We start from the raw sequence: 20000 nt of genomic DNA on the forward strand, positions 1-20000 counted from the left end.
ACCCCTTTCGCTTTTCCAGAGCCGTTTTCGACTCTTCAACACAACAGGGTGTACCGCGTTTGTTCCACAAGAACAAGAGTGGAACGAATTTTTTGTTGGAAAGCTAGTCGTTCCGCTCCCGAAACCGCAGGATCCTGCGGGAATTGGCGGGAACTTCAGTCTCGTAAATAAGCCGCCCATCCTTGATCCGCGTCCCTTTCAGGCCCCGGATTTTTGTATAGCCTGCCGTACCAAGGTCGAGCCTAACCGTGATCGCAGCGTCGTTGGCGTTGGAAACCTGCGCACGCTTGCGCACCCAGCGGCGCTCTTTATCGATATCTTCGTCGTCGACGTGCCCGCATTGGGCGAAGACCTGCGTACTTTGCGGAAGGTCGAGCTCGATGTCTTCCAACAGCGCAAAATCCCGCAACCGCGTTTCGGCCACCAGCAGATCGCCAAACGAAGTCGGTTCGTAAATGGCGATACCGCCCATTGGCAGGGACTGCCCCAGCCCCTTGGATTTTTCGTTCTTTGTCGCGAGGATCAGGCGGGCTGGATCGAAGTGCTCGACCTCGTCGGCCTCATCGACCTCGCCATAATCGCAACCAACCACGTAGATGAACCGCGCCTCGACCTCGTCCTTGTCGAGGAAGGCGACCTGCTTCTGTCCTTGAGCGGCGACGGTGACAGGCTCCGGAATGCGATAGAGCTTCAAATCGCCAAGTGCCTCCTCGGCCGCGATCACGGAAAGTGGCGCGGCGGCTTCCGCCATCACTTTCTGGATCCTGCTGCCGGTCACCACGATCGATTCTGCGTCCATCGCCATCGCGGCCATGGCAGGAGGCGGCGGAGGAGGCGGTGGTGGCGGCGGATACAGGAGCGGTGATCCGGTGGCCGTGCTGCCGAAGGGATAGCAGGTAAGGCGAAGCGGGCGTGCCTCGGGCTCGTCCGCCAGCTCCTCGAAGTGGGACTCCACACTGAGCGTGCCGGCCACCGCCATTAGGGTGGCATCGGGAAAGCTCTGATTGTTGTCGTTGAGGATGGTGAGCCAGGACAGCAGCTCCATCCGCAAGCTGCCATCCGCCCTCGCTTCGTGCAAACGGGCGACGTAATTCGCTTCCCAGTCGAAGCCCCATGCAAGGTAAGACAGCGTCACGGTGTAAGTCCCACCAGAATCGCTGCGCGTATTGATCGAGAACACGGGCTGAGGTGATAAGCCCGAGGGCACTTGGTCGAAGGTCAGTTTTTCAGGAAGGCCCGAGCATCGCACGGCTTCGAAGCCATCCTGTGTTTCCAGGACCAGTCCGCCGTCGGCACGGGTCCTGACAATTGCCTGCTCCGAACGCGCCGCACCGCTTGCCGGATCGGTGCGCGTTATCGTGACGCGATTGCCAAGAGTACGATCGACGAGGGCCGCAGGGCTGAGCAAATCGGCGTTGCGGTTCTTTTCGATCGTGCCGCCTGGCAGGCCGGTGACGATGGCGCTCACGGCGACCATGCCCTCTGCCACCCCGGTAAAGCGGATCTTCGACTCGCCCGGAGGAAGAGTGAGGGTCCTGACCTCGCTGATCATGGCGAAGCCTTCAGGCCAGCGGCGGTCCATCCGCTCGCCCTCGCCCCGCTGGGGATCGCGATAGACCGTCACCGCAAGCTCGTTCGGAGCCGACGCATCGACGGTTTCGCGTGCCAGCAGGTCGCCAGCCGGAACAATGGCCGCGAGTGCCGCAACGAGGAGAAGAGGACGGATCACGCCGGTGCGGAAATCAGTAGCGCGTTTCGAAAGTCACGGTGACTTCGCGCTTGCTGTTCGCAGCCACGGGCACCGTCCATTCGCGCCGGTCGAGGCCCACGCTACGCCCGGCGACGTCTTCGCTGATGACGCGGTAATCGCGCGACCACCAGCCGCGATAGAGGCCGCCCTGGACCAGTTCGACCTCCACCGCCGTCGGCTTCGCATTGGTGATCGTATAGCGCATGGTGGTGCGCCAGAAGGTCTTGGCCTCCTCCACCTCGATCTCGCGCGTGACTTCGCCGTTCTCGATGACGCGATAGCGGGCGCTCTTCTCGTATTCGCTGGCGGTGATCTTTTCGCGGTCCACGACCTCGGCAAGGACCAGCACGTCGAATGCGTCGCCCGTGCGCAGCGTCAGTTCGCTGCCCATCGGGGTGTGGCCGATGCTGTTCTCGCCGATGAACTGCGGATTTCCCTCGGCATCGCGCTGGTAGAAGCGGACGGCCCCGGCAGGCAGGGCATCGCCCAGCCCCTGCTCGCGGCTGGTGCCGAACTGGACCTGGCTTGCGACGTTGATCGAGCGGTCGTCATTGGTCAGCCAGTCGACGGTGCGCTGATAACGCCTGCGTGCAGGAACGCTCTGCACATCGAGGAAGCTGACCTGCTTGGTCTGATTGTTAGCAATCGTGGTGCGCTCGGAGAGCGGATAGAGATAGAAGTCGCCGAGACGCTCACGATCTGCGGTTTGAGTGCCCGGCACCATCGAGCTGTTGCGCCCCGGAGGCGGAGGCGGGGATCGACGCCCGCGATCATAGCCGTTCGAACCGGGAGATCCGGCGACGAGCAGCGTGTCCGCATTGTGGAAGGTCGTGCCGGTCTGGTTTGTCAGCGTCACCCAGCCCTGCATGTCGACCGTTCCCTTTTCCTCATCGAACAAGGCGACATAGTCGGCACTCCAGCCCAGGCTCGGCGTGAGGTAGCGGATCGACGCAGGCCGCGTTCCGGCGCGGGTGCTGTCCACGGTCACCGACAAGGTCGGCCGCGCACGCAAATTGGTCGGCACGCGGTCGAAGATCGCCCTCACCGGCAATCCGTCGTCGCGCAGCACTTCGATACGGTCGCCGATTTTCACCACGACGCCGCCCGATGTGGAGAGGACTGTCGCTCGCTCGCGCGTTTCGGCGCCGGTTGCCGGGTTGGTCCGGATAAGGGTGATGGTCTGGCCGATAGCCTTTTCCATGAGCTTGGTCGGGGTCAGCAGGTCGAAGTCGAAATTCTGCTCGACGATCCCGACACCCGCAGCGGCGAAGCTGAGCGTTTCGGGCCGGATGCGGGCCGAGACATCGGGAAACTCGATCCGGCTGCGTCCGGCAGCGATGGACAGCTGGCGCACATCCTGCACCAGCGCGTGCCCATTGTTGTAGATGGTGACCGAAACATCGCCCTGTGCAGTCGCATCGGGGTCCGCCAGCGCCTGTTCCGCGGTCTGGGCCAGAAGCGGAGCACCGCCGAGAATTGCCAGTCCCGTCAGTGCCGAAATCGAATACGCCTTCATCGCAGTCCCCTTACCGCAGCCAGGGGAGCCCGATTACTTAGGCGTCCGTCTTGGCCTGTTCTCCAAGTACCTCTGATACCTTGCCGTTTATTTGCTGTACGCTGAACGGCTTGGGAATAAAGTGCATGTTGTCGATGTCGATATCGTTACGCAACTGCTCTTCGGCATATCCCGACATGAAGAGAATGGGGATCTTTGGTTTCACCTTGCGAATGGCGCGCGCCATTGCCGGACCGTCCATCGCGGGCATGACAACGTCCGACACGATAAGGTCGAATTCGGTCTTCCCATTGGCGATCGCGGCAAGGCCTTCCTCGCCATCGCGTGCGGTGGTCACCTGGTAGCCGGCGCGGGTAAGCGCACGTTCGGCGACTGCACGCACCATGTCCTCGTCTTCCACCAGCAGCAGCTTGCCGCCGCCCGACCATTCGCTGGCCTTGCTCTCTTCCGTATCCTCCGGACGGGTCACGGCGGGGATCTCGCCCTTGTGGACAGGCAGGTAGATCGTGAAGCGGGCGCCGGCAGGCCGCCCATCCGGGCCGCCTATGTTATCCGCGAAGATGAAGCCGTTCGACTGCTTCACGATACCGTAGACGGTGGAGAGGCCGAGGCCGGTGCCCTTCCCCTGCTCCTTGGTCGTGAAGAACGGTTCGAAGATCTTGCTGAGATGCTCGCCCGGAATGCCGCCGCCCGTGTCCTGTACGATGAGGACGGTATAATCGTCGGCGGGCATGATATCGATGCCCATCTTGCGCACGTCGCGCGCCGACACGCGGCGGGTCGCGAGCGTCAGGCGACCCTTCCAATTTTCCTTGCCGGACTTCGCCGCATGGGCCTGCATCGCATCACGCGCATTCACCGCGAGGTTGATGATGACCTGCTCCAGCTGTTGCGGGTCGGCGCGGACTGGCCCCAGCTCGCGGTCATGGCGCACGGCAAACTCGATCTTGTCGCCCATGAGGCGTTTGAGCAGCTGGCTGACCTCGCTGACAACGTCGGGCAACTGGAGCACCACGGGGCGCAGCGTTTGCTGGCGGCTGAAGGCGAGCAATTGCCGCGTCAGGCTGGCCGCGCGGTTGGAGTTTGCCTTGATCTGCTGGATATCGTCGTAGTCGCTGTCGCCCGGCGTGTGGCGCAGCAGCATGAGATCGCAATAGCCGATGATCGCGGTCAGCACGTTGTTGAAATCGTGCGCGACGCCGCCTGCCAGCTGGCCCACGGCCTGCATCTTGGTCGCCTGCGCAACCTGGCGGCGCAGGCGCTTTTCCTCGGTGGAATCGGAGATCGACAGGAGGACGGCCGCATCGCCCAGGCCGCGCACACCGGCAAGTCCGATGGAAACCGGCTCTTCCTTGTCGCCCGACAAGCGGACCGCCATGTCCCCGCTCGACGTTGCGCCCCGCGCAAAGCGGCGGACAGTGTCGGAAATGGCCGGCTTGTCTTCGCGCACGACGAGATCGGAGGGGAATTGCGGCAGCCCCTTTTCCTCGCGCTCGACTGCACGCAGGAACGCCTTGTTGGCATAAAGGAAACGACCGTCGCGGTCGGTCAATGCAAGGCCAAGCGGCAATGCGGACAGCAAGGCTTCGAGCTGCGGGACGGCGGCCTTGCCGCTACCCTGCCAGCCACCACCGATGCCGACATTGCTATCGACCAGCAGCATGAGCGATGGCGACTGGTCCGCGGCCTTCTTCTTGTCCGCCTGCGGCTGGGTCAGCGGAATGTGCACCAGCGTCTGCGGGGTGCCCTGCTGCCCTTCCTGAGCGAAGAAAATGCGGTCGCGGTCGTCTGACCGGAGCAACTGGACGAATTCCTGGCCTGCAAGGCTGTCGTTCGGGTTACCGGCTGCGCGTTCCGCCAGTCCGGGCGTCGCCGACTGGACGATGCCGTCGGGCGCCACCAGCGCCAGTTCGATGCCAGCGCTGGACAGGATCGCACCGAACGGTCCAGACACGCGTTCCGCCAGCGTGTCGTGGCCGTCTTCCTCGACCCGCTCGCCGAAGCGCCAGACAAGGTAGTCCTCGCCCCGCCCCACGCGCTCGATATGCAGGCTGAATTTGCGATCGGCGGACGGCGTTTCGAGCTCCTCGCTCTGCGCCTCGCCTTCGCGCCACGCCTGGCGGGCTGCATCGGCGAGCCGTTTCTTGCCTCGATCCGACAGGGAAATCTCGTGCGGGGCCACTTGGCCGCCGAACCAGTCCTCATACGTCGCATTGGCGCACACAAGGCGGTTCGCACGGTCGATGATCGCTACCGCCCGGCGCCGGTTCTCGATGGCTGCAGCGGTAACGGCCCAATCGGGTTGCGCCGGCTGACCGGCTTCTTCGGGCGCTTTGAGGCGTGCTGCGAGCAATAGCGTCAGGAGAACTGTCAGCAAGCCACCGCCATAGGCCAGCGCCACCAGCGACGATCCTGCAACCAGCCACACCAGCACCACCGATGTTACCAAGGCGAAGACGATTCCAAACAGCAGTGGAATTGGCGGGAGGGCCTGCGCCTCGACCTGATCGGACCCGGTCACTGGCCGCGTTCCTTCAGGCGCTCGCTCAGCCGCTGCTCCATGCGGATCAACCGTTTCCGGCGTTTGCGTGCAACAATGTACCGCCAGCTGAAACTGGCGATCAGATATCCCATTCCTGCACTGAAGAGCGCGAGTACGAGAAAGCCGAAAGCCGTCACGCCACCGACCTCAAGCCAACGGGCGAGCGCGCCGCCGTCTTCGGCAAGCGTGCCTGCGCTACCACCGAGGCTGGCATCGATATTCAGCATGGTCTTGCCCGTACGGTTGGCGACCAGCAGCCAGAACGGCAGGGTGAAGGGGTTGGTCACGAATGTGACGAGCGCCGAAAGCGGCACATTCGCCCGCGCCGGAAGCGCCAGGAACGCCGCGAGGAAAATTTGCCCGATCGGCACGATGAATGCCGCAAACAGGCCGAGCGCAACACCGCGCGGCACGCTGCGGCGGGTAAAGCGCCAGAGCTCAGGCGTCAGGAAACGGTGCGCAATCGGCTTGAGGTACTTGTTGCGCGCCATTTCTTCGCGCGTGGGCATATACTTGCGGATCAGATCCGCTGCCCAAGTCTTTGACCTCTTCCCGCTCATCGCCATGCACCCGACATGGCGTCGCCCTGTGCACTGCACAAGCGGCTAGAACTAGTTTTCTGCGGTGAAGAGGCCATGACGAGAGATATGCCTAGCACAATTGACGTTTCCGTCCTGTGAAGCGTCATCCCTTCTCGCGCATCAGGCGAGCCTTGTCGCGCTTCCAGTCGCGGTCCTTGATGGTCTGGCGCTTGTCATGCGCCTGCTTGCCCTTGGCCAGCGCAAGCTCGACCTTCGCCCGTCCGGTAGAGTTGAAATAGATCGACAGCGGGACAAGCGTCATGCCCTTGCGCTCCACCGCACCGAACAGCTTCTCGATCTCGCGTTCATGCAGCAGTAGCTTGCGCGGACGGCGCGGTTCGTGATTCAGGCGATTGCCGTGCGAATACTCCGGGATGTTGGCGTTGATCAGCCAGACCTGCCCGTCCCGCACCTCGGCATAGCTTTCCTTGATGCTCGCCTCGCCCGCGCGCAGCGCCTTTACCTCGGTCCCTTGCAGCGCAAGTCCGGCCTCGAAAGTTTCCTCGACATGATAATCGAACCGCACACGCCGGTTGTCGGCGACGGTTTTCTGCTTGTCGAAAGTAGCGGGTTTGGGTCGTGCCATATCGGCGGTGCATGTAGGCGCTTGGGATGGAAAGGTGAAGGGAAAGCTCGGCGCTGCGGTTGCGCCGGGTAAGTATACTCTCTACACCGAATAACTAAGTTTGGTTTCAGGGGGTCGTAACCGTGAATATTATTGGAAGGCTAGTGTGTGCACTGGCCATTACTGTCGGCGCGCAATATCCGGCGCATGCTCAAACGCAACCGAAAGAAGTGGCGCTGTCCGAGTACGGTGAGCTTGCCAACGTGGAGGACGTTGCCTTGTCGCCGTCAGGCGATCGCGTTGCCATCGTCATGACAGTGAACGGCGCGCGGCTGCTTACGTTTTTCGGTCCCGAAACTAACCTGCTCGGCACGGTGAATGTGGGCGATGTAAAGCTGCGCTCGATCGATTGGGTTGGCGAAGACCACGTCCTGATGATTTCCAGCCAGACGGAAAAGCTTGGCATGAACTTCACCACCGACCTTCACGAATTTTCGGTTGGACGGATCATACCGGTCAACTCAGGCACCAGTGGTGATGTCGTCTTCGCCAATCGCCGCGAGCTGCTCGACGCCATCTTCGGCTATTATGGCAAACGCCAGGTCAATGGTCGCTGGTACGCCTATTTCGGGGCGATGGTGCTCAAGCGCAATCCGGGTACCAATTCGCGCACCTCGTTCGGGTTCGACCACGGGCGCCCGTTCCTCTACCGTGTCGACGTCACCGATATGTCAGTAGAGAAGATCAAGGGTCCTGCGCGCGAAGGCCAATCGCGGGACTGGCTCGTCGGTGCGGAGGGCGATGTCGCCGCTACATTCGACATCGATAATGAAAGCGGCCGCTGGACCATCCAGGGACCGGACGGCAACGCCATCGCCGAAGGCCGCCAAGAATCGGGACGCGCAGGCATGGTGGGTCTCGGATATGGCGGGCAAAGCGTCATCTATTCGCAAGCTGACGCAGACGGCACCAACACCTGGTACGATGTGTCGCTCGCTGGTGGCCCTGCCGAGTTGTTTCTCGACGAGGTAGATGTAGATCGTCTTTATTTCGACAGGCTAACCGGGCACCTGACCGGATATCTGCGCGGGGACGGAAACAAGGTCGCAGTCTTCAAGGATCCGGCGAAGAGCAAAACCGCCAAGGACGTACGAGCGGCCTTCTCCCATCTCGACATGCGCATGATGGAATGGACCAGCGATTTTGGCAGGGTTCTAGTGCGCACTTCCGGCAACCAAGACAGCGGTACATGGTTCAAGGTGGATTTGCGCGAGAAGAAAGCGGATGCGTTCGCTTACGAGCGCATGGCGATCGGTCCGAATGAAGTCGGAGCGATCTCGACGGTCGATTATGTTGCTTCCGACGGCCTGGAAATGGACGGTATCCTTACCCTTCCCCCGGGTCGCGAACCAAATAACCTGCCAGTCGTAATGCTTCCGCACGGCGGGCCTCACAGCCATGACACGGCCAGTTTCCACTGGTGGGCGCAAGCGTTTGCATCGCGCGGCTATGCCGTCTTCCAACCCAACTTCCGCGGTTCGACCAACCGCAACCAGGCTTTCCGCCGCGCTGGCTACGGAGAATGGGGACGCGCGATGCAGACCGATATTTCCGATGGTCTCGCCAAGTTGGCTCAAGCGGGCATTGTCGATCCCAAGCGCGCCTGCATTGTGGGCGCCAGCTACGGCGGATATGCCGCGCTGGCAGGTGTTACCCTACAACAGGACATTTACCGCTGTGCAGTGGCGGTCGCTCCCGTCAGCGACATTCGCAAGATGTACTACGAGGATGTGAGAGCCAGCGGGAGAGACCGCACAACCGAAAAAAGCCTGGAACTTCAGCTTGGACCGCAAGAACGCTGGGACGAAGTTTCCCCTTGGAAAAATGCCGCGAAGGCTTCCGCTCCCGTCATGCTGATCCACGGGCGCGACGACACGGTCGTACCTTACGTGCACTCGCACCGGATGGCGGATGCGCTCAAGGACGCGAAAAAGCCCTACGTACTGGTCCCGCTCGAAGGCGAAGACCATTGGCTTTCGCTATCCTCTACTCGCAAGCAGATGCTGGAAGCGGCAGTCGGCTTCGTCGAGAAACATAACCCTGCCGACTGACGCCAGGAGCGCGCCGGGTCAGATAAGCCCGGCGTGCTCCAGCGCTTCTTCTACCGCCTTGCGGCTCGCGTCGCTGGCCTTGCAGATCGGCAGACGCACATCGTCCGGGAACCAGTCGTGCACGCGGCTGAGGGCATATTTCACCGGTGCCGGGCTGGCGTCCGAGAACATCGCATAGTGCAGCGGGAAGAGGCGATCGTTGATTTCGCGCGCCTTGATCAGGTCCGCCGCGGCAATTGCGTCATGGAATTCTGCGCAAAGCGCGGGCGCGACATTTGCGGTCACCGAGATGCAACCCGACCCGCCGGCTGCGCTGTGCGGAAGCCACAACTCGTCGTTACCGGAAAGCTGGCAGAAATCACGGCCGATACCCATGCGGTGATCGGCCACGCGCGACAAATCGCCGCTCGCATCCTTGATAGCGACAATGCGGTCGGGATATTTGTTCACCAGTTCGCAGACCGTGTCATCCTCGATATCCGTCACCGTTCGACCGGGCACGTTGTAGAGCACGATCGGAAGATCGCTGTTCTCTGCAAGGAAGCTGAAATGGGCGATTAGGCCCGCCTGGCTCGGCCGATTGTAATAGGGCGCAACGCACAGGCCGGCGGCCGCCCCCGCCTTCTTCGCGAACTGCATGTGGAGCAAAGCGTTGCGCGTATCGTTCGACCCGCAACCGGCGATCACGGGGACGCGTCCGGCGGCCTGTTCGATGCAGACTTCGATGACCCGGTGATGCTCTGCATTGGAGATGGTCGAGGCCTCTCCGGTCGTGCCGCAGGGGACCAGCCCCTTGCTGCCATTCTCGATCTGCCAGTCGACCAGCTTGCGAAACGCAGCCTCATCGAACGATCCGTCGCGAAAAGGAGTCGCAAGAGCGGGAATTGAGCCAGAGAACATTTACGCGAGTCCTGCGTTAGAGGTATGAAAACGGGACGCTTTGTGGCGACCCATGCCGCAATTCATTCAGCGCCTGATAAGGAGGGGCCGGGCACTATGTCCAGCATGGCCAATAAAACTTTCGCTTCGTTCGCATTTCTTGCCGGTACTGCACTGGCGAGCCCCGCAATCGCCCAGACGATCGCCGTACCCGAACGCAGCATGGTGGCACAGCAACCCACCCGCATGACGCAGGCGCTGTCGCAGTGGGAATATCTGACGAAGGAAGACGATCTCTCCTTCTCGCAATACGCAGGCTTCCTCTCGACTTATCCGGAATTTCCCAAGGCCGCGCTGATCCAGCGCAGGGCCGAGGCCGCTCTCGATAATGAGGCGATCTCGCCGCAATCGCTCGTGGCCTTTTTCGAGAAGAACCCTCCCCTCTCCAATGGTGCCAAGGCGCGCTACGCATTGGCGCTGGCGGCGATGAACCGTCCCGAGGCGTTCGATCTTGCGCGCGAAGCATGGCGTGGCGGTTCGATGAGCGGGCCGGCAGAGGCCTATATGCAGGGGCTGTTCGGCCAGCGCCTGTCGCCCGAAGATCACGATGCGCGCATGGACGCGCTGCTGTGGCAGGGCCAGCAGGAAGCGGCTGCACGCCAGATCGTGCGCGTCTCGCCCGCCTATCGCGATATGGCGCAGGCGCGCCTTGCGCTCCTCCAGGGCACCGATCCGGCAAGCATCGGCCTCACCGTGCCGTCTGGCGCGATGAACGATAGCGGTTATGTCTATAATCTCGCTCGCTATTATCGCAGCAATGGTCGTCTGCCGCAGGCGATCAACCTGCTGGCCACGCGTGCGCCTGCATCCAGTCCGGCGTTCGACGGCGCTGATTTCGTAACCGAAGCGCTTCGTGCCGCCCAGGGCGCGGGAACCTCTCAGGCCGTCGCCATCGCCAGCAAAGTCGATGACCTCTTCGCGCCCGGGACCGATATTTCCGAAGGCTCTTTCCAGCTGCGCGACAAATACACCGACCTGATGTGGCTCGGCGGAACGAAGGCGCTCTGGTCCATGGGTGACGGCGCCAAGGCCGCCCCGCTCTTCTATCGTTATGGTGCTGCTGCCAAGACGCAGCTCACGCGCGCGAAGGGCTTTTACTGGGCAGGCCGTGCCGCCGCGAAAGCCGGCGACCGCGAGGAAGCGCGCCGTTACTGGGAAATGGCATCGAGCCATCCGGAATATTACTACGGCCAGTTGGCGCTCAGCGAACTCGGCCGTACGATCAAGGAATTTGCCAAGGCCACTCCCGTACAGCCCACCGCTGAACAGCGCGCCGCATTCAATGCCGAGCCGCTGACGCTCGCCCTGCGCGAAATGGCTCGCAATCGCCGCGCGTGGCAGACCGAGCGTGCCTTCTTCGAAGCTATCGCCGAGAATGCAGAAACGCCTGCCGAAATGGCTCTTGTCGCCGAACTCGCCCGCGACACCGGGCTCGAGGAAATGGCGGTCGTTGCCGGAATGGTCGCCGGAGAGCGCGACTTCGCGGACTTCGAATGGCTCGGCTTCCCCACCGTGCCGACGCATTCGGGCGCGAACTGGACCATGGTTCACGCCATCGCCCGCCAGGAAAGCGAGTTCGACCGCACGCGCGTCAGCCACGCCGGTGCGCGCGGCATGATGCAGCTGATGCCAGGCACCGCGCGCGAGGAAGCGGGTAAGATCGGCGTCCAGTACATGTCCGCCAGCCTGACGGGCGATCCCGGCTACAACATCCGCCTTGGCGACGCGCATTTCGCACGCCTCATGGACCGCTATAACGGCGCGTATCCGCTGGCCATTGCGGCCTATAACGCGGGCCCGGGCCGGGTGAACCAGTGGCTGCGCCTGAACGGCGACCCACGCACCGGAGCCGTGGACTGGGTATCCTGGATCGAGCAGATCCCCGCCAATTTCGAAACGCGCTATTATGTCATGCGCGTGATCGGGAACGCGGTGACCTACGCCAATCTGCACCCTGACAAGTCCGCCTCTTACGAGCGCGATATCCGCCATTACGTCGGGCGCTGATCTGCGCTAGGGCTCGCCGCCTGATGCAGACCCGGAGCAACCCGATTACACCGGCAGGCTATGCCGCCATGAAGGCACGATACGACCATCTCCTTGGCAAGGAACGCCCGGAGATCGTCGAAATCGTGAGTTGGGCTGCGGGCAATGGTGACCGGAGCGAGAACGGCGATTACCTCTACGGCCGCAAGAAGATGCGCGAGATCGACCGCGAACTCGCCCATCTTGCCCGGCGCATGAAGGCCGCACAGGTCATCGCCCCGACCGACCAGCCGGACAAGAGCAAGGCCTTCTTCGGCGCGCGCGTGACCATGGCCGACGAGGACGACAACGAGAAGACCGTCACTCTCGTCGGCGACGACGAGCAGGACGCAGGCAAGGGCCGGATCGGCTGGTCCAGCCCTCTCGCCCGCGCATTGAGGGGTGCCAGCGTCGGGGATTTGCGCACGGTCAGGCTTCCATCCGGCGTGAAGGAATGGGAAGTCGTCGCCATCGACTATGACTAGGATCGCCGCCGCCCTTGCCGTGATGATCGCCGCAGCCACTCCGCTTGCGGCCAAGGACAGCCTTGGCGTCTTTTCCGGCTGGGCCGCCTTTCGCGACGCCAATGTGCCGCGTTGCTATGCAATCGCCGCAGCCGAACCTGCGCGCGACGGCACCGCATCGAGCGGCTACGCTACGATAGGGCACTGGCCGAAACGGAGCATTCGCGGACAGGTCCACCTGCGCCTGTCGCAACCCCTGCGCGCCAAACAGGCCAGTTTGCGCATCGGCCGCCAGAGCTTTTCCCTGACCGTCGACGGGAACAAGGCCTGGGCGCGGGACAAGGCCATGGACGCCGCGATCATCGCCGCCATGCGATCGGCACCGTCGATGCGCATCACGGCGATCGGTACCAATGGCCGCCGCTTCACCGACACCTACGAACTCGCAGGCGCCGCCACGGCAATCGATGCCGCCACCCTGGCTTGCCGACGCTTCAGATAAAGAAAGAGCCGATGGCATCGCTGCCACCGGCCCTTCACTTCACACAGGCTTAATTAGAAACGGTAGCCGAAGCCAACCATGACCTGGTGACGGTCGGTATCGATTTCACCGACATCGACGTCGGCAATATCGCCTTCGAAATCGAGTTCCGCATCGCTGTAGTTCGAATAGCGATATTCGACCTTGGCGAAGGTGTTCGCATCCAGCGCGTATTCGACGCCGGCACCCAGGCGATAGCCATCGGTGTCGAGCTTGGCGGCGTATTCTTCACCGTCGAACGAGCTGTTGATGTTGTAACGGCCGTTCGTGTAGCCGCCCTTGGCGTAGACCAGAAGGTCCGGCTGTGCGAGCACACCGACACGGGCGCCGACATAGATGTCGCGACCGGCGTTCACATCGCCGAGACCGAAGCCTTCGAAGTCGCCATCGTCGAATTCGACGTCTGCAGTGGAATCGGTCAGTTCACCTTCAAGGCCGAGGACCACGCCGCCGGCATTGAAGTCGTAACCGAGACCAACGCCATAAACGACGCCTTCGATCGACTGGTCGTTGTCTTCGTTCACATCGTCATCGATCGAGCTGCCAGCCTTGCTGACGTCGTAACCGCCGACGACTTCGACGCGCGGGCCGGTGAACGGCGAGTTGTCCTGGGCGGCGGCCGGGGCTGCCATGGCGATTGCCGAACCGGCGACCAGAAGTGTTGCGACCTTTTTCATAGTAAACTCCATTGTTGTTTTCGACGCGCCATGTGCGGCGCGTGGACCCGATCAACGGCAGTTTCCCACTTGCGTTTCATTAACCTCGCACAACAAGAAAGTGTTGCAGGTGCGCAACAAAATTAGCGACGAAATTCATCCTGCCGTCGACCAAATGCAGCGGGCGAAAATTTTCGACGAACGGTGCAGGGAGCAGGCGAATTCACGGAAACCGGATGCATGATCCTGCATTGTGCACGCCCCTTTCCTTTCACCCCTCACGCGCCTATATGCGCCGCTCCCATGGCCGATACGACTTTGATGAGCATCCCCGGGCAGGTTGACCCGGTTCCTGTCGCGCGTGACATCACGCCGCGTCCTGACGGGCGCGTGGATCTGATGGGCCTGCCCAAGGCGCGTATCCGCGAACTGTTCGAAACCGCCGGGCTGGAAGCGAAGCAGGCAAAGCTGCGCTCCAAGCAGGTGTTTCACTGGCTCTATCATCGCGGCGTCACCGATTTCGAAGCGATGACGGACATCGCCAAGACGATGCGCCCCTGGCTGACCGAGCGTTTCGTTATCGGCCGCCCGGAAATAGTCGAAGCCCAGCATTCGAACGACGGCACCCGCAAATGGCTGCTGAAGACCGCCGACGGGCACGAGTTCGAAATGGTCTTCATCCCCGATGCCGATCGCGGAACGCTGTGCGTGTCGAGCCAGGTGGGCTGCACGCTCAACTGCCGCTTCTGCCACACCGGCACCATGCGCCTCGTACGCAACCTGACGCCGGGCGAGATCGTGGGTCAGGTCATGCTGGCGCGCGATGCGCTGGGCGAATGGCCCAAGGGCAAGATGGATTTCGCAGAGGAAGCGGACGAAACCGAATACCGCGCAGACGGCCGCCTGCTGACGAATATCGTCATGATGGGCATGGGCGAACCGCTCTATAATTTCGAGAACGTGCGCGACGCACTGAAGCTGGTGATGGACGGTGAAGGCCTGGCCCTCTCCAAGCGCCGCATCACGCTGTCGACCAGCGGCGTCGTTCCGGCAATGGAACGCTGCGGCGAAGAGATCGGCGTGAACCTCGCCGTGTCGCTCCACGCAGTGACCAAGGAAGTCCGCGACGAGATCGTCCCGATCAACAAGAAGTACGGCATCGAGGAACTGCTTGCGGCGTGCGCCGCCTATCCGGGTGCCAGCAACGCGCGCCGCATCACCTTCGAATACGTGATGCTGAAGGACAAGAACGATTCCGACGACGACGCGCGCGAACTGGTGCGCCTGATCAAGGAATACGACCTTCCCGCCAAGGTGAACCTCATACCGTTCAACCCCTGGCCCGGCGCGCCCTATGAGTGCTCCACGCCCGAACGCGTGCGCGCTTTCTCGAACATCGTCTTCGAAAACGGCATTTCCGCACCCGTTCGCACCCCGCGCGGCCGCGATATCGATGCGGCTTGCGGCCAGCTGAAGACTACTGCCGAAAAGAAATCGCGCGCCCAGCGTGATCGCGAAGCGGCAGAGGCCGGAGCCGCGCAGGAGTGAGCGCGGACGCGGACACGATCGCCTATTACGAGGCGAACGCGCCGCGCTACACCCTGTCATTCGGCCAAGGGCCGAGCCGCTTTCTCGACGCATTCCTCGACCGGGTGAAATCCGGGGCCGAGATTTTGGAGCTCGGCTGCGGGAGTGGCCGGGATTCCGCGCGCATGGTCGAACGCGGGTTTGCGGTCGATCCTACCGACGGGACCGAGGCCATGGCCCGCAAGACCCGCGAACGCTTCGACCTGCCGGCGCGCAAGCTGCTGTTCTCCGAACTCGATGCGCAAAGTGCCTATGATGCGATCTGGGCGCACGCATGCCTGCTGCACCTGCCCCGCGCCGATCTTCCGCCTGTCCTGCGATTGATCCACGCCGCTCTGCGTCCCGGTGGCCTGCACTTTGCCAATTACAAGCTGGGCGACGAGGCGCATCCGGACGAAGGCCGCGATCCGCTGGGTCGATGGACCAACCTCCCCTCGCCCGAATGGCTGGAGGAGCGTTACCGTGAAGCGGGTTTCACGATCCTCGATGCCGTGCGCTATCGCGGCGAAGGGGCCGACGGCGTGCAGCGCGACTGGTATGCCCTGACTGTCCGGCGCGGTGACGATTGACCGCGGGGCACGAACCCTTTCCTACTTTGGCGCCTTGTGCTGGAAGGGGTGGATGATCGTGCCTCGGCCTCGAAAAACGACCGGAATGCGCCGCTTGGAAGGTGCCGGGAATTTTCTCCCCTGGACCGTGTTTCACCCGTTCCACTCTGTAGGATCGCGGGGCCGGATATGAGCGTGCGCGTGGATGCGATCTGCATCGGCCTGCCCAAGCCATTCAACGGCGCGGAACTCAGCGCCATCGACAAACGCCCGCTGGGAGGAAAGGCGACCTTCCGCAGTTTCGGCATTGAAGGGGATATGGTCGCCGATACAAAGCACCACGGCGGGATCGACATGGCGGTGCACCAGTATCCGACTGACCATTATCACGCCTGGAACGAGGTACTGGGTGGACATCCCCTCCTTACAGGCCCTGCCCCTTTCGGCGAGAACCTCATGGTCGCTGGCCTGAAAGAGGACGAGGTCCTGATCGGCGATCGTTTTCGCCTTGGGACTGCCTTGCTGGAAGTCAGCCAACCACGCCAGCCATGCTGGAAGATAGAGCATCGCTTCGGTCGCAAAGGCATGGTCGCTCACATCCTCGGTGCGCACAATTGCGGCTGGTACTACCGCGTCGTCGAGGAAGGCGAGGCCGAGGCGGGCGACGAATTGCGCAAGGTCGAGGACGGCCATGCCGACTGGAGCGTCGCCCGCGTTTTCGCGGCTCTCTACGACCCGGCGGCAAACCCGAATCAGGACGAGCTGTGTGCGATTGCCGGGCTCGACCGGCTCACCGGAAAGTGGCGCGAGAAGGCACGTGGCAGATTGAAATCATAGCATTTCGTCGCAGGCCGCCGGTCGGTTTATCGCTAATTTCGAGTTAAAGGCGTTTGTTCATCCGCGGTTGTAATCCCCGCCGCAAACTGGCGACAAATCACTCTCATTAGGGGACGCACAATGAAGAAGATCGCACTCGCTTTTGCCGCCGGCACGATGGCCGTGACCGGCCTCGGAACCGCCGCTCCGGCAGCCGCCGACCCGCCCAGCTGGGCTCCGGCTCACGGCAAGCGCGCCAAGGACCGGATGTACAACAACCAGGGCTACTACGTCACGCCGCGCCGCATCACGCGCGACAGCTACATGTGGCGTGGCCGCGACGGCCGCTACTACTGCAAGCGTGACAACGGCACGACCGGTCTTGTCATCGGTGCAGGTGTCGGCGCGCTGGCGGGGCATGAACTCGCCGGTCGCGGCGACCGCACGCTGGGCGCGATCCTCGGCGGGGCCGTGGGCGCAATCGTCGGCCGCGAGATCGACCGTGGCAGCCTGCGCTGCCGCTGATAGACCTGAGATGACAGCAAGCGCCGCGGGCCCATTGGCTCGCGGCGTTTTGCTTGTCCGCACCTCATCGGCGCAAAAGGCTTGATCGCAAAGCCGTTGCTGGTCCAGACCGGCACCATGGATCGATCCGACGAGCTTTCCCGATGACCCGGCCTGCCGTCCTTGTGACCGGTGGCGCAAAGCGGCTCGGGGCCGCCATCGTGAAGACCTTCGCTGCGAAGGGCTGGCACGTCATCATCCACTACCACAGCTCCGACGGGGCCGCGCAGGAACTGGCCGACAGCCTGCCGAGCGTGGAAACGGTCTGCTGCGACCTGCGCGATGGCGACGCTGCGGTTCGAATGATCGAAAAGCTTGCCCAGCGCCACGACGATTGGCGGGTGCTGGTCAACTCCGCCTCCGCTTTCTCTCCTGACGATGTAACCGGGCTCGATCCCGACACGAACCAGAGGGCGATGCAGATCAATGCCCGCTCCCCCGCCCGTATGGCGCAGGCCTTCCTTAAGGGCGCCAAGTCCGAAGATGGGCGCTGCGTCATCCAGGTCACCGACCAGAAGTTGCGCAACCCCAATCCCGACTTCTTCAGCTACACGATGAGCAAGCATGCTCTCGACGCCACCATCGCTATGCTTTCCATGGGCGCAACCCGCGATGACGACCGGGTATACGGCCTTGCTCCCGGAGCAATCCTGCCAAGCCACGACCAGACGGAAGAAGAGGCCGAGCGCTCGCACCGGATGAACCTGATCCGGCGTCGCACCGGGGCGGACGAAATTGCCGATGCCTCCGTCTTCCTGGCGCAAGGTCATCTCGGCAGCGGCCAGACGCTCTTCATCGACAGCGGCCAACACCTGATGCAACAGGACAGGGATGTCATCTACCTCGCGCGGGAAGAGGGAGCCGAGGCTTGAAACGTCACGCCCTTTCTACGCGCCTGTGGCACTGGCTGAACCTGTTCTGCGTGGTCGTCCTGTTCATGTCGGGACTCACGATCTCCAATGCCCACCGCCTGCTCTACTGGGGCGACTGGGGCTTTTCCCGCCAGCAGGCCTGGCTCGAAGTTCCCCGCTTCCCCGACTGGATGACCATCCCCGGTTATTACAGCCTGGCGGTTGCACGCGACTGGCATATCCTCATCGCCTGGCCGTTCGCACTGGGTCTGCTTTTCATGTGGGCTGCGATGCTCCTCAACAGGCATTTCAAGCGCGACATCGCCACCAGCAAGCGCGAATGGCGCTGGTCGAACATCAAGCGCGATATCGTCCAGCACCTGAAGCTCGATTTCGACCACGGAGACGGCAAGTACAATTTCCTCCAGAAGCTGGCATACGGGCTGGTGCTGGGCGTTTTCCTGCCGATGATGGTATTCACCGGAATGGCGATCAGCCCGGGGCTGGAGCCGCTGCTCGGATGGTTGGTCGACCTCCTGGGCGGAAGGCAGTCGGCACGCAGCCTGCACTTCATCTTTGCGTTCGCCATCTTCGGCTTCTTCATCGTTCATCTGGCCCTGGTCATCCTGGCAGGCCCTTTCCGGCAAATCCGGGACATGATCACCGGAGGACGCATCGATGAAGCGTAGGGGGTTTCTCGCAGTGCTCGGTGCCGGGTTCGTCGCCGGGTGCAACAAGTTCGCCGATAGCGACGCTGGCTCGAAACTGCTGGGCGCCGCGGAAAAGTGGCACAAGAATGCGCACGAGTTCCTGATGGACAGAAAAGCGCTCGCCCCCGAGTTCCCGCGCAGCGCAATCTCTCCCTTCTTCCGGGGCAACGGTTCGGTCGATCCGCAAAACGGTGACTACCCGGCCCAGGCCGAAGCAGGTTTTGCCGACTGGCGGCTGGAAGTACGCGGCCTCGTCGAACACCCGCTTTCGCTCAGTCTCGAGAACATTCGCAAGCTGCCCCAGCGCACGCAGGTAACGCGCCATGACTGCGTCGAGGGCTGGAGTGCGATCGGCGAATGGACCGGGCCGCAGCTTTCCCTGCTGCTCGACACGGCAAAGCTGAGGCCCGAGGCGAAGTACATCGTATTCCGCTGCGCGGATAACCTCAACGGGCAGGATTATTACGAGAGCGTCGACCTCATCGACGCTTACCACCCGCAAACAATCGTCGCGCATGAGCTGAACGGCGAACCGCTCCCCATCCGCAATGGCGCCCCGCTACGAATGCGCATCGAACGCCAGCTTGGATACAAGCACGCCAAGTATCTCACCGCCATCGAAGCGGTGGCCAGCCTCGATGATATCGCAGGCGGGAAAGGCGGCTATTGGGAAGACCGCGCCGGCTACCAATGGTACGCGGGCATCTGATCACGCCGGGTATTTGCGCGCCATGCCTTCCCAGTCATTGCGCAGAAGAGCCTCCAGCACATCCATGTCTACATCGGCGAGCTTGTTGATGTAGAGGCAGCTCTTGCCGATCTTGTACTTGCCCAGCTTTGCGAGAAGCTCGTCGCGGCGCTTGCCGGTTTCCGGGTCGCAATATCCGCCCATCAGGTAGAGCGAATGTTTCGCTTTGCGGGGGCTAAATCCACTTCGCATCCAGTGGACATCGCGACCGCTTTCATAGGTGGTGTGGTACTCACCATAACCGATAATCGACGGCCCCCACATCTTGGGTTCCATACCGGTGACCTTGCGGAAAAGATCGTCGAGGACTTCCGCTTCTTCGCGCTTTCGCTCAGGCTCGACCGAAGCAAGGAAATCCGAGGGTTTGCGATCAGTGATTTTCGTCGTTGCTTCTGCCATTGCGCTCCAATATCACTCACGAGGAATTCGGCCAAACCCTGGCCAGCTTCCGCCCTCCCCGCATCGCGTCCGTATCTTTGGCGAAAC

General features: G+C 62.4%; 19 protein-coding genes. 11 read left to right on the top strand and 8 right to left on the bottom strand.

Features of this window, described 5'->3' with window-relative positions:
- Positions 1–103: 103 nt before the first annotated feature.
- The 5 genes from GRI34_RS05505 to smpB all read right to left on the bottom strand — a co-directional run bounded on the left by GRI34_RS05505 (position 104) and on the right by smpB (position 6975).
- Positions 104–1729: a DUF4139 domain-containing protein gene (locus GRI34_RS05505; protein ID WP_160595095.1), complete on the bottom strand. Its 1626-nt coding sequence runs from the start codon at positions 1727–1729 to the stop codon at positions 104–106.
- 13 nt (positions 1730–1742) lie between these two features.
- A complete protein-coding gene (locus tag GRI34_RS05510; RefSeq protein ID WP_160595096.1) occupies positions 1743–3266 on the bottom strand; it encodes a DUF4139 domain-containing protein in 1524 nt (507 codons plus the stop codon).
- Positions 3267–3303: 37 nt separating this feature from the next.
- Entirely contained in the window at positions 3304–5787 is a 2484-nt protein-coding gene (locus GRI34_RS05515; protein WP_160595097.1) for a hybrid sensor histidine kinase/response regulator, read from the bottom strand.
- Entirely contained in the window at positions 5784–6317 is a 534-nt protein-coding gene (locus GRI34_RS05520) for a DUF2062 domain-containing protein (protein WP_234028154.1), read from the bottom strand. Before GRI34_RS05520 ends, GRI34_RS05515 begins: the two co-directional genes overlap by 4 nt.
- A gap of 175 nt (positions 6318–6492) precedes the next feature.
- The gene (gene smpB / locus GRI34_RS05525) at positions 6493–6975 is read right to left on the bottom strand and encodes an SsrA-binding protein SmpB (RefSeq protein WP_090478640.1); all 483 of its coding nucleotides are present in this window, start codon (positions 6973–6975) and stop codon (positions 6493–6495) included.
- A 122-nt stretch (positions 6976–7097) separates the two neighbouring features.
- Between smpB and GRI34_RS05530 the strand changes: the two genes are divergently transcribed.
- Positions 7098–9065 (top strand): alpha/beta hydrolase family protein, encoded by a 1968-nt coding sequence (locus tag GRI34_RS05530; protein ID WP_325065186.1) that lies wholly within the window; start codon positions 7098–7100, stop codon positions 9063–9065.
- Between the two features lie 18 nt (positions 9066–9083).
- Here the strand turns inward: GRI34_RS05530 and dapA are convergent, their stop codons facing one another.
- The gene (gene dapA / locus GRI34_RS05535) at positions 9084–9965 is read right to left on the bottom strand and encodes a 4-hydroxy-tetrahydrodipicolinate synthase (protein ID WP_160595099.1); all 882 of its coding nucleotides are present in this window, start codon (positions 9963–9965) and stop codon (positions 9084–9086) included.
- Positions 9966–10070: 105 nt separating this feature from the next.
- On the opposite strand from dapA, the gene GRI34_RS05540 reads away from it, so the two are divergent.
- From GRI34_RS05540 to GRI34_RS05550, 3 genes are read left to right on the top strand one after another with little or no spacing between them, the layout of a single operon-like run.
- Entirely contained in the window at positions 10071–12011 is a 1941-nt protein-coding gene (locus GRI34_RS05540; RefSeq protein WP_234028155.1) for a lytic transglycosylase domain-containing protein, read from the top strand.
- Positions 12012–12034: 23 nt separating this feature from the next.
- On the top strand, positions 12035–12514 hold the full coding sequence (locus GRI34_RS05545) for a GreA/GreB family elongation factor (protein WP_160595101.1): 480 nt from the start codon (positions 12035–12037) through the stop codon (positions 12512–12514).
- Positions 12507–12995, top strand: coding sequence for an invasion associated locus B family protein (locus GRI34_RS05550; protein ID WP_160595102.1), 489 nt, complete (start codon positions 12507–12509; stop codon positions 12993–12995). Before GRI34_RS05545 ends, GRI34_RS05550 begins: the two co-directional genes overlap by 8 nt.
- A gap of 53 nt (positions 12996–13048) precedes the next feature.
- On the opposite strand, the gene GRI34_RS05555 is transcribed toward GRI34_RS05550, so the two are convergent.
- Positions 13049–13711 carry an outer membrane protein gene (locus tag GRI34_RS05555; RefSeq protein ID WP_160595103.1) on the bottom strand — a complete coding sequence of 221 codons (663 nt, stop codon included), beginning with the start codon at positions 13709–13711 and terminating at the stop codon, positions 13049–13051.
- Positions 13712–13993: 282 nt separating this feature from the next.
- Here GRI34_RS05555 and rlmN point away from each other — a divergent pair, with 282 nt between their 5' ends.
- The 7 genes from rlmN (at position 13994) to GRI34_RS05590 (ending at position 19475) form a co-directional block, all read left to right on the top strand.
- On the top strand, positions 13994–15238 hold the full coding sequence (gene rlmN / locus GRI34_RS05560; RefSeq protein WP_160595104.1) for a 23S rRNA (adenine(2503)-C(2))-methyltransferase RlmN: 1245 nt from the start codon (positions 13994–13996) through the stop codon (positions 15236–15238).
- Positions 15235–15846, top strand: a complete 612-nt coding sequence (locus tag GRI34_RS05565) for a class I SAM-dependent DNA methyltransferase (protein WP_160595105.1) — start codon at positions 15235–15237, stop codon at positions 15844–15846. The genes rlmN and GRI34_RS05565 overlap by 4 nt, the downstream gene beginning before the upstream one ends.
- Positions 15847–16014: 168 nt before the next feature.
- Positions 16015–16662, top strand: a complete 648-nt coding sequence (locus GRI34_RS05570; protein ID WP_160595106.1) for an MOSC domain-containing protein — start codon at positions 16015–16017, stop codon at positions 16660–16662.
- Between the two features lie 120 nt (positions 16663–16782).
- Entirely contained in the window at positions 16783–17166 is a 384-nt protein-coding gene (locus tag GRI34_RS05575; protein ID WP_160595107.1) for a glycine zipper 2TM domain-containing protein, read from the top strand.
- 143 nt (positions 17167–17309) lie between these two features.
- Positions 17310–18077 carry an SDR family oxidoreductase gene (locus tag GRI34_RS05580; protein WP_160595108.1) on the top strand — a complete coding sequence of 256 codons (768 nt, stop codon included), beginning with the start codon at positions 17310–17312 and terminating at the stop codon, positions 18075–18077.
- The gene (locus tag GRI34_RS05585; protein ID WP_160595109.1) at positions 18074–18745 is read left to right on the top strand and encodes a cytochrome b/b6 domain-containing protein; all 672 of its coding nucleotides are present in this window, start codon (positions 18074–18076) and stop codon (positions 18743–18745) included. The genes GRI34_RS05580 and GRI34_RS05585 overlap by 4 nt, the downstream gene beginning before the upstream one ends.
- On the top strand, positions 18735–19475 hold the full coding sequence (locus GRI34_RS05590) for a molybdopterin-binding protein (protein ID WP_160595110.1): 741 nt from the start codon (positions 18735–18737) through the stop codon (positions 19473–19475). The genes GRI34_RS05585 and GRI34_RS05590 overlap by 11 nt, the downstream gene beginning before the upstream one ends.
- Here GRI34_RS05590 and GRI34_RS05595 read toward each other — a convergent pair whose 3' ends face one another.
- Positions 19476–19913: a DUF1801 domain-containing protein gene (locus GRI34_RS05595; RefSeq protein ID WP_160595111.1), complete on the bottom strand. Its 438-nt coding sequence runs from the start codon at positions 19911–19913 to the stop codon at positions 19476–19478.
- Positions 19914–20000: the final 87 nt, after the last annotated feature.

The organism is Qipengyuania aquimaris, from assembly GCF_009827445.1.
GTDB lineage: Bacteria > Pseudomonadota > Alphaproteobacteria > Sphingomonadales > Sphingomonadaceae > Qipengyuania > Qipengyuania aquimaris.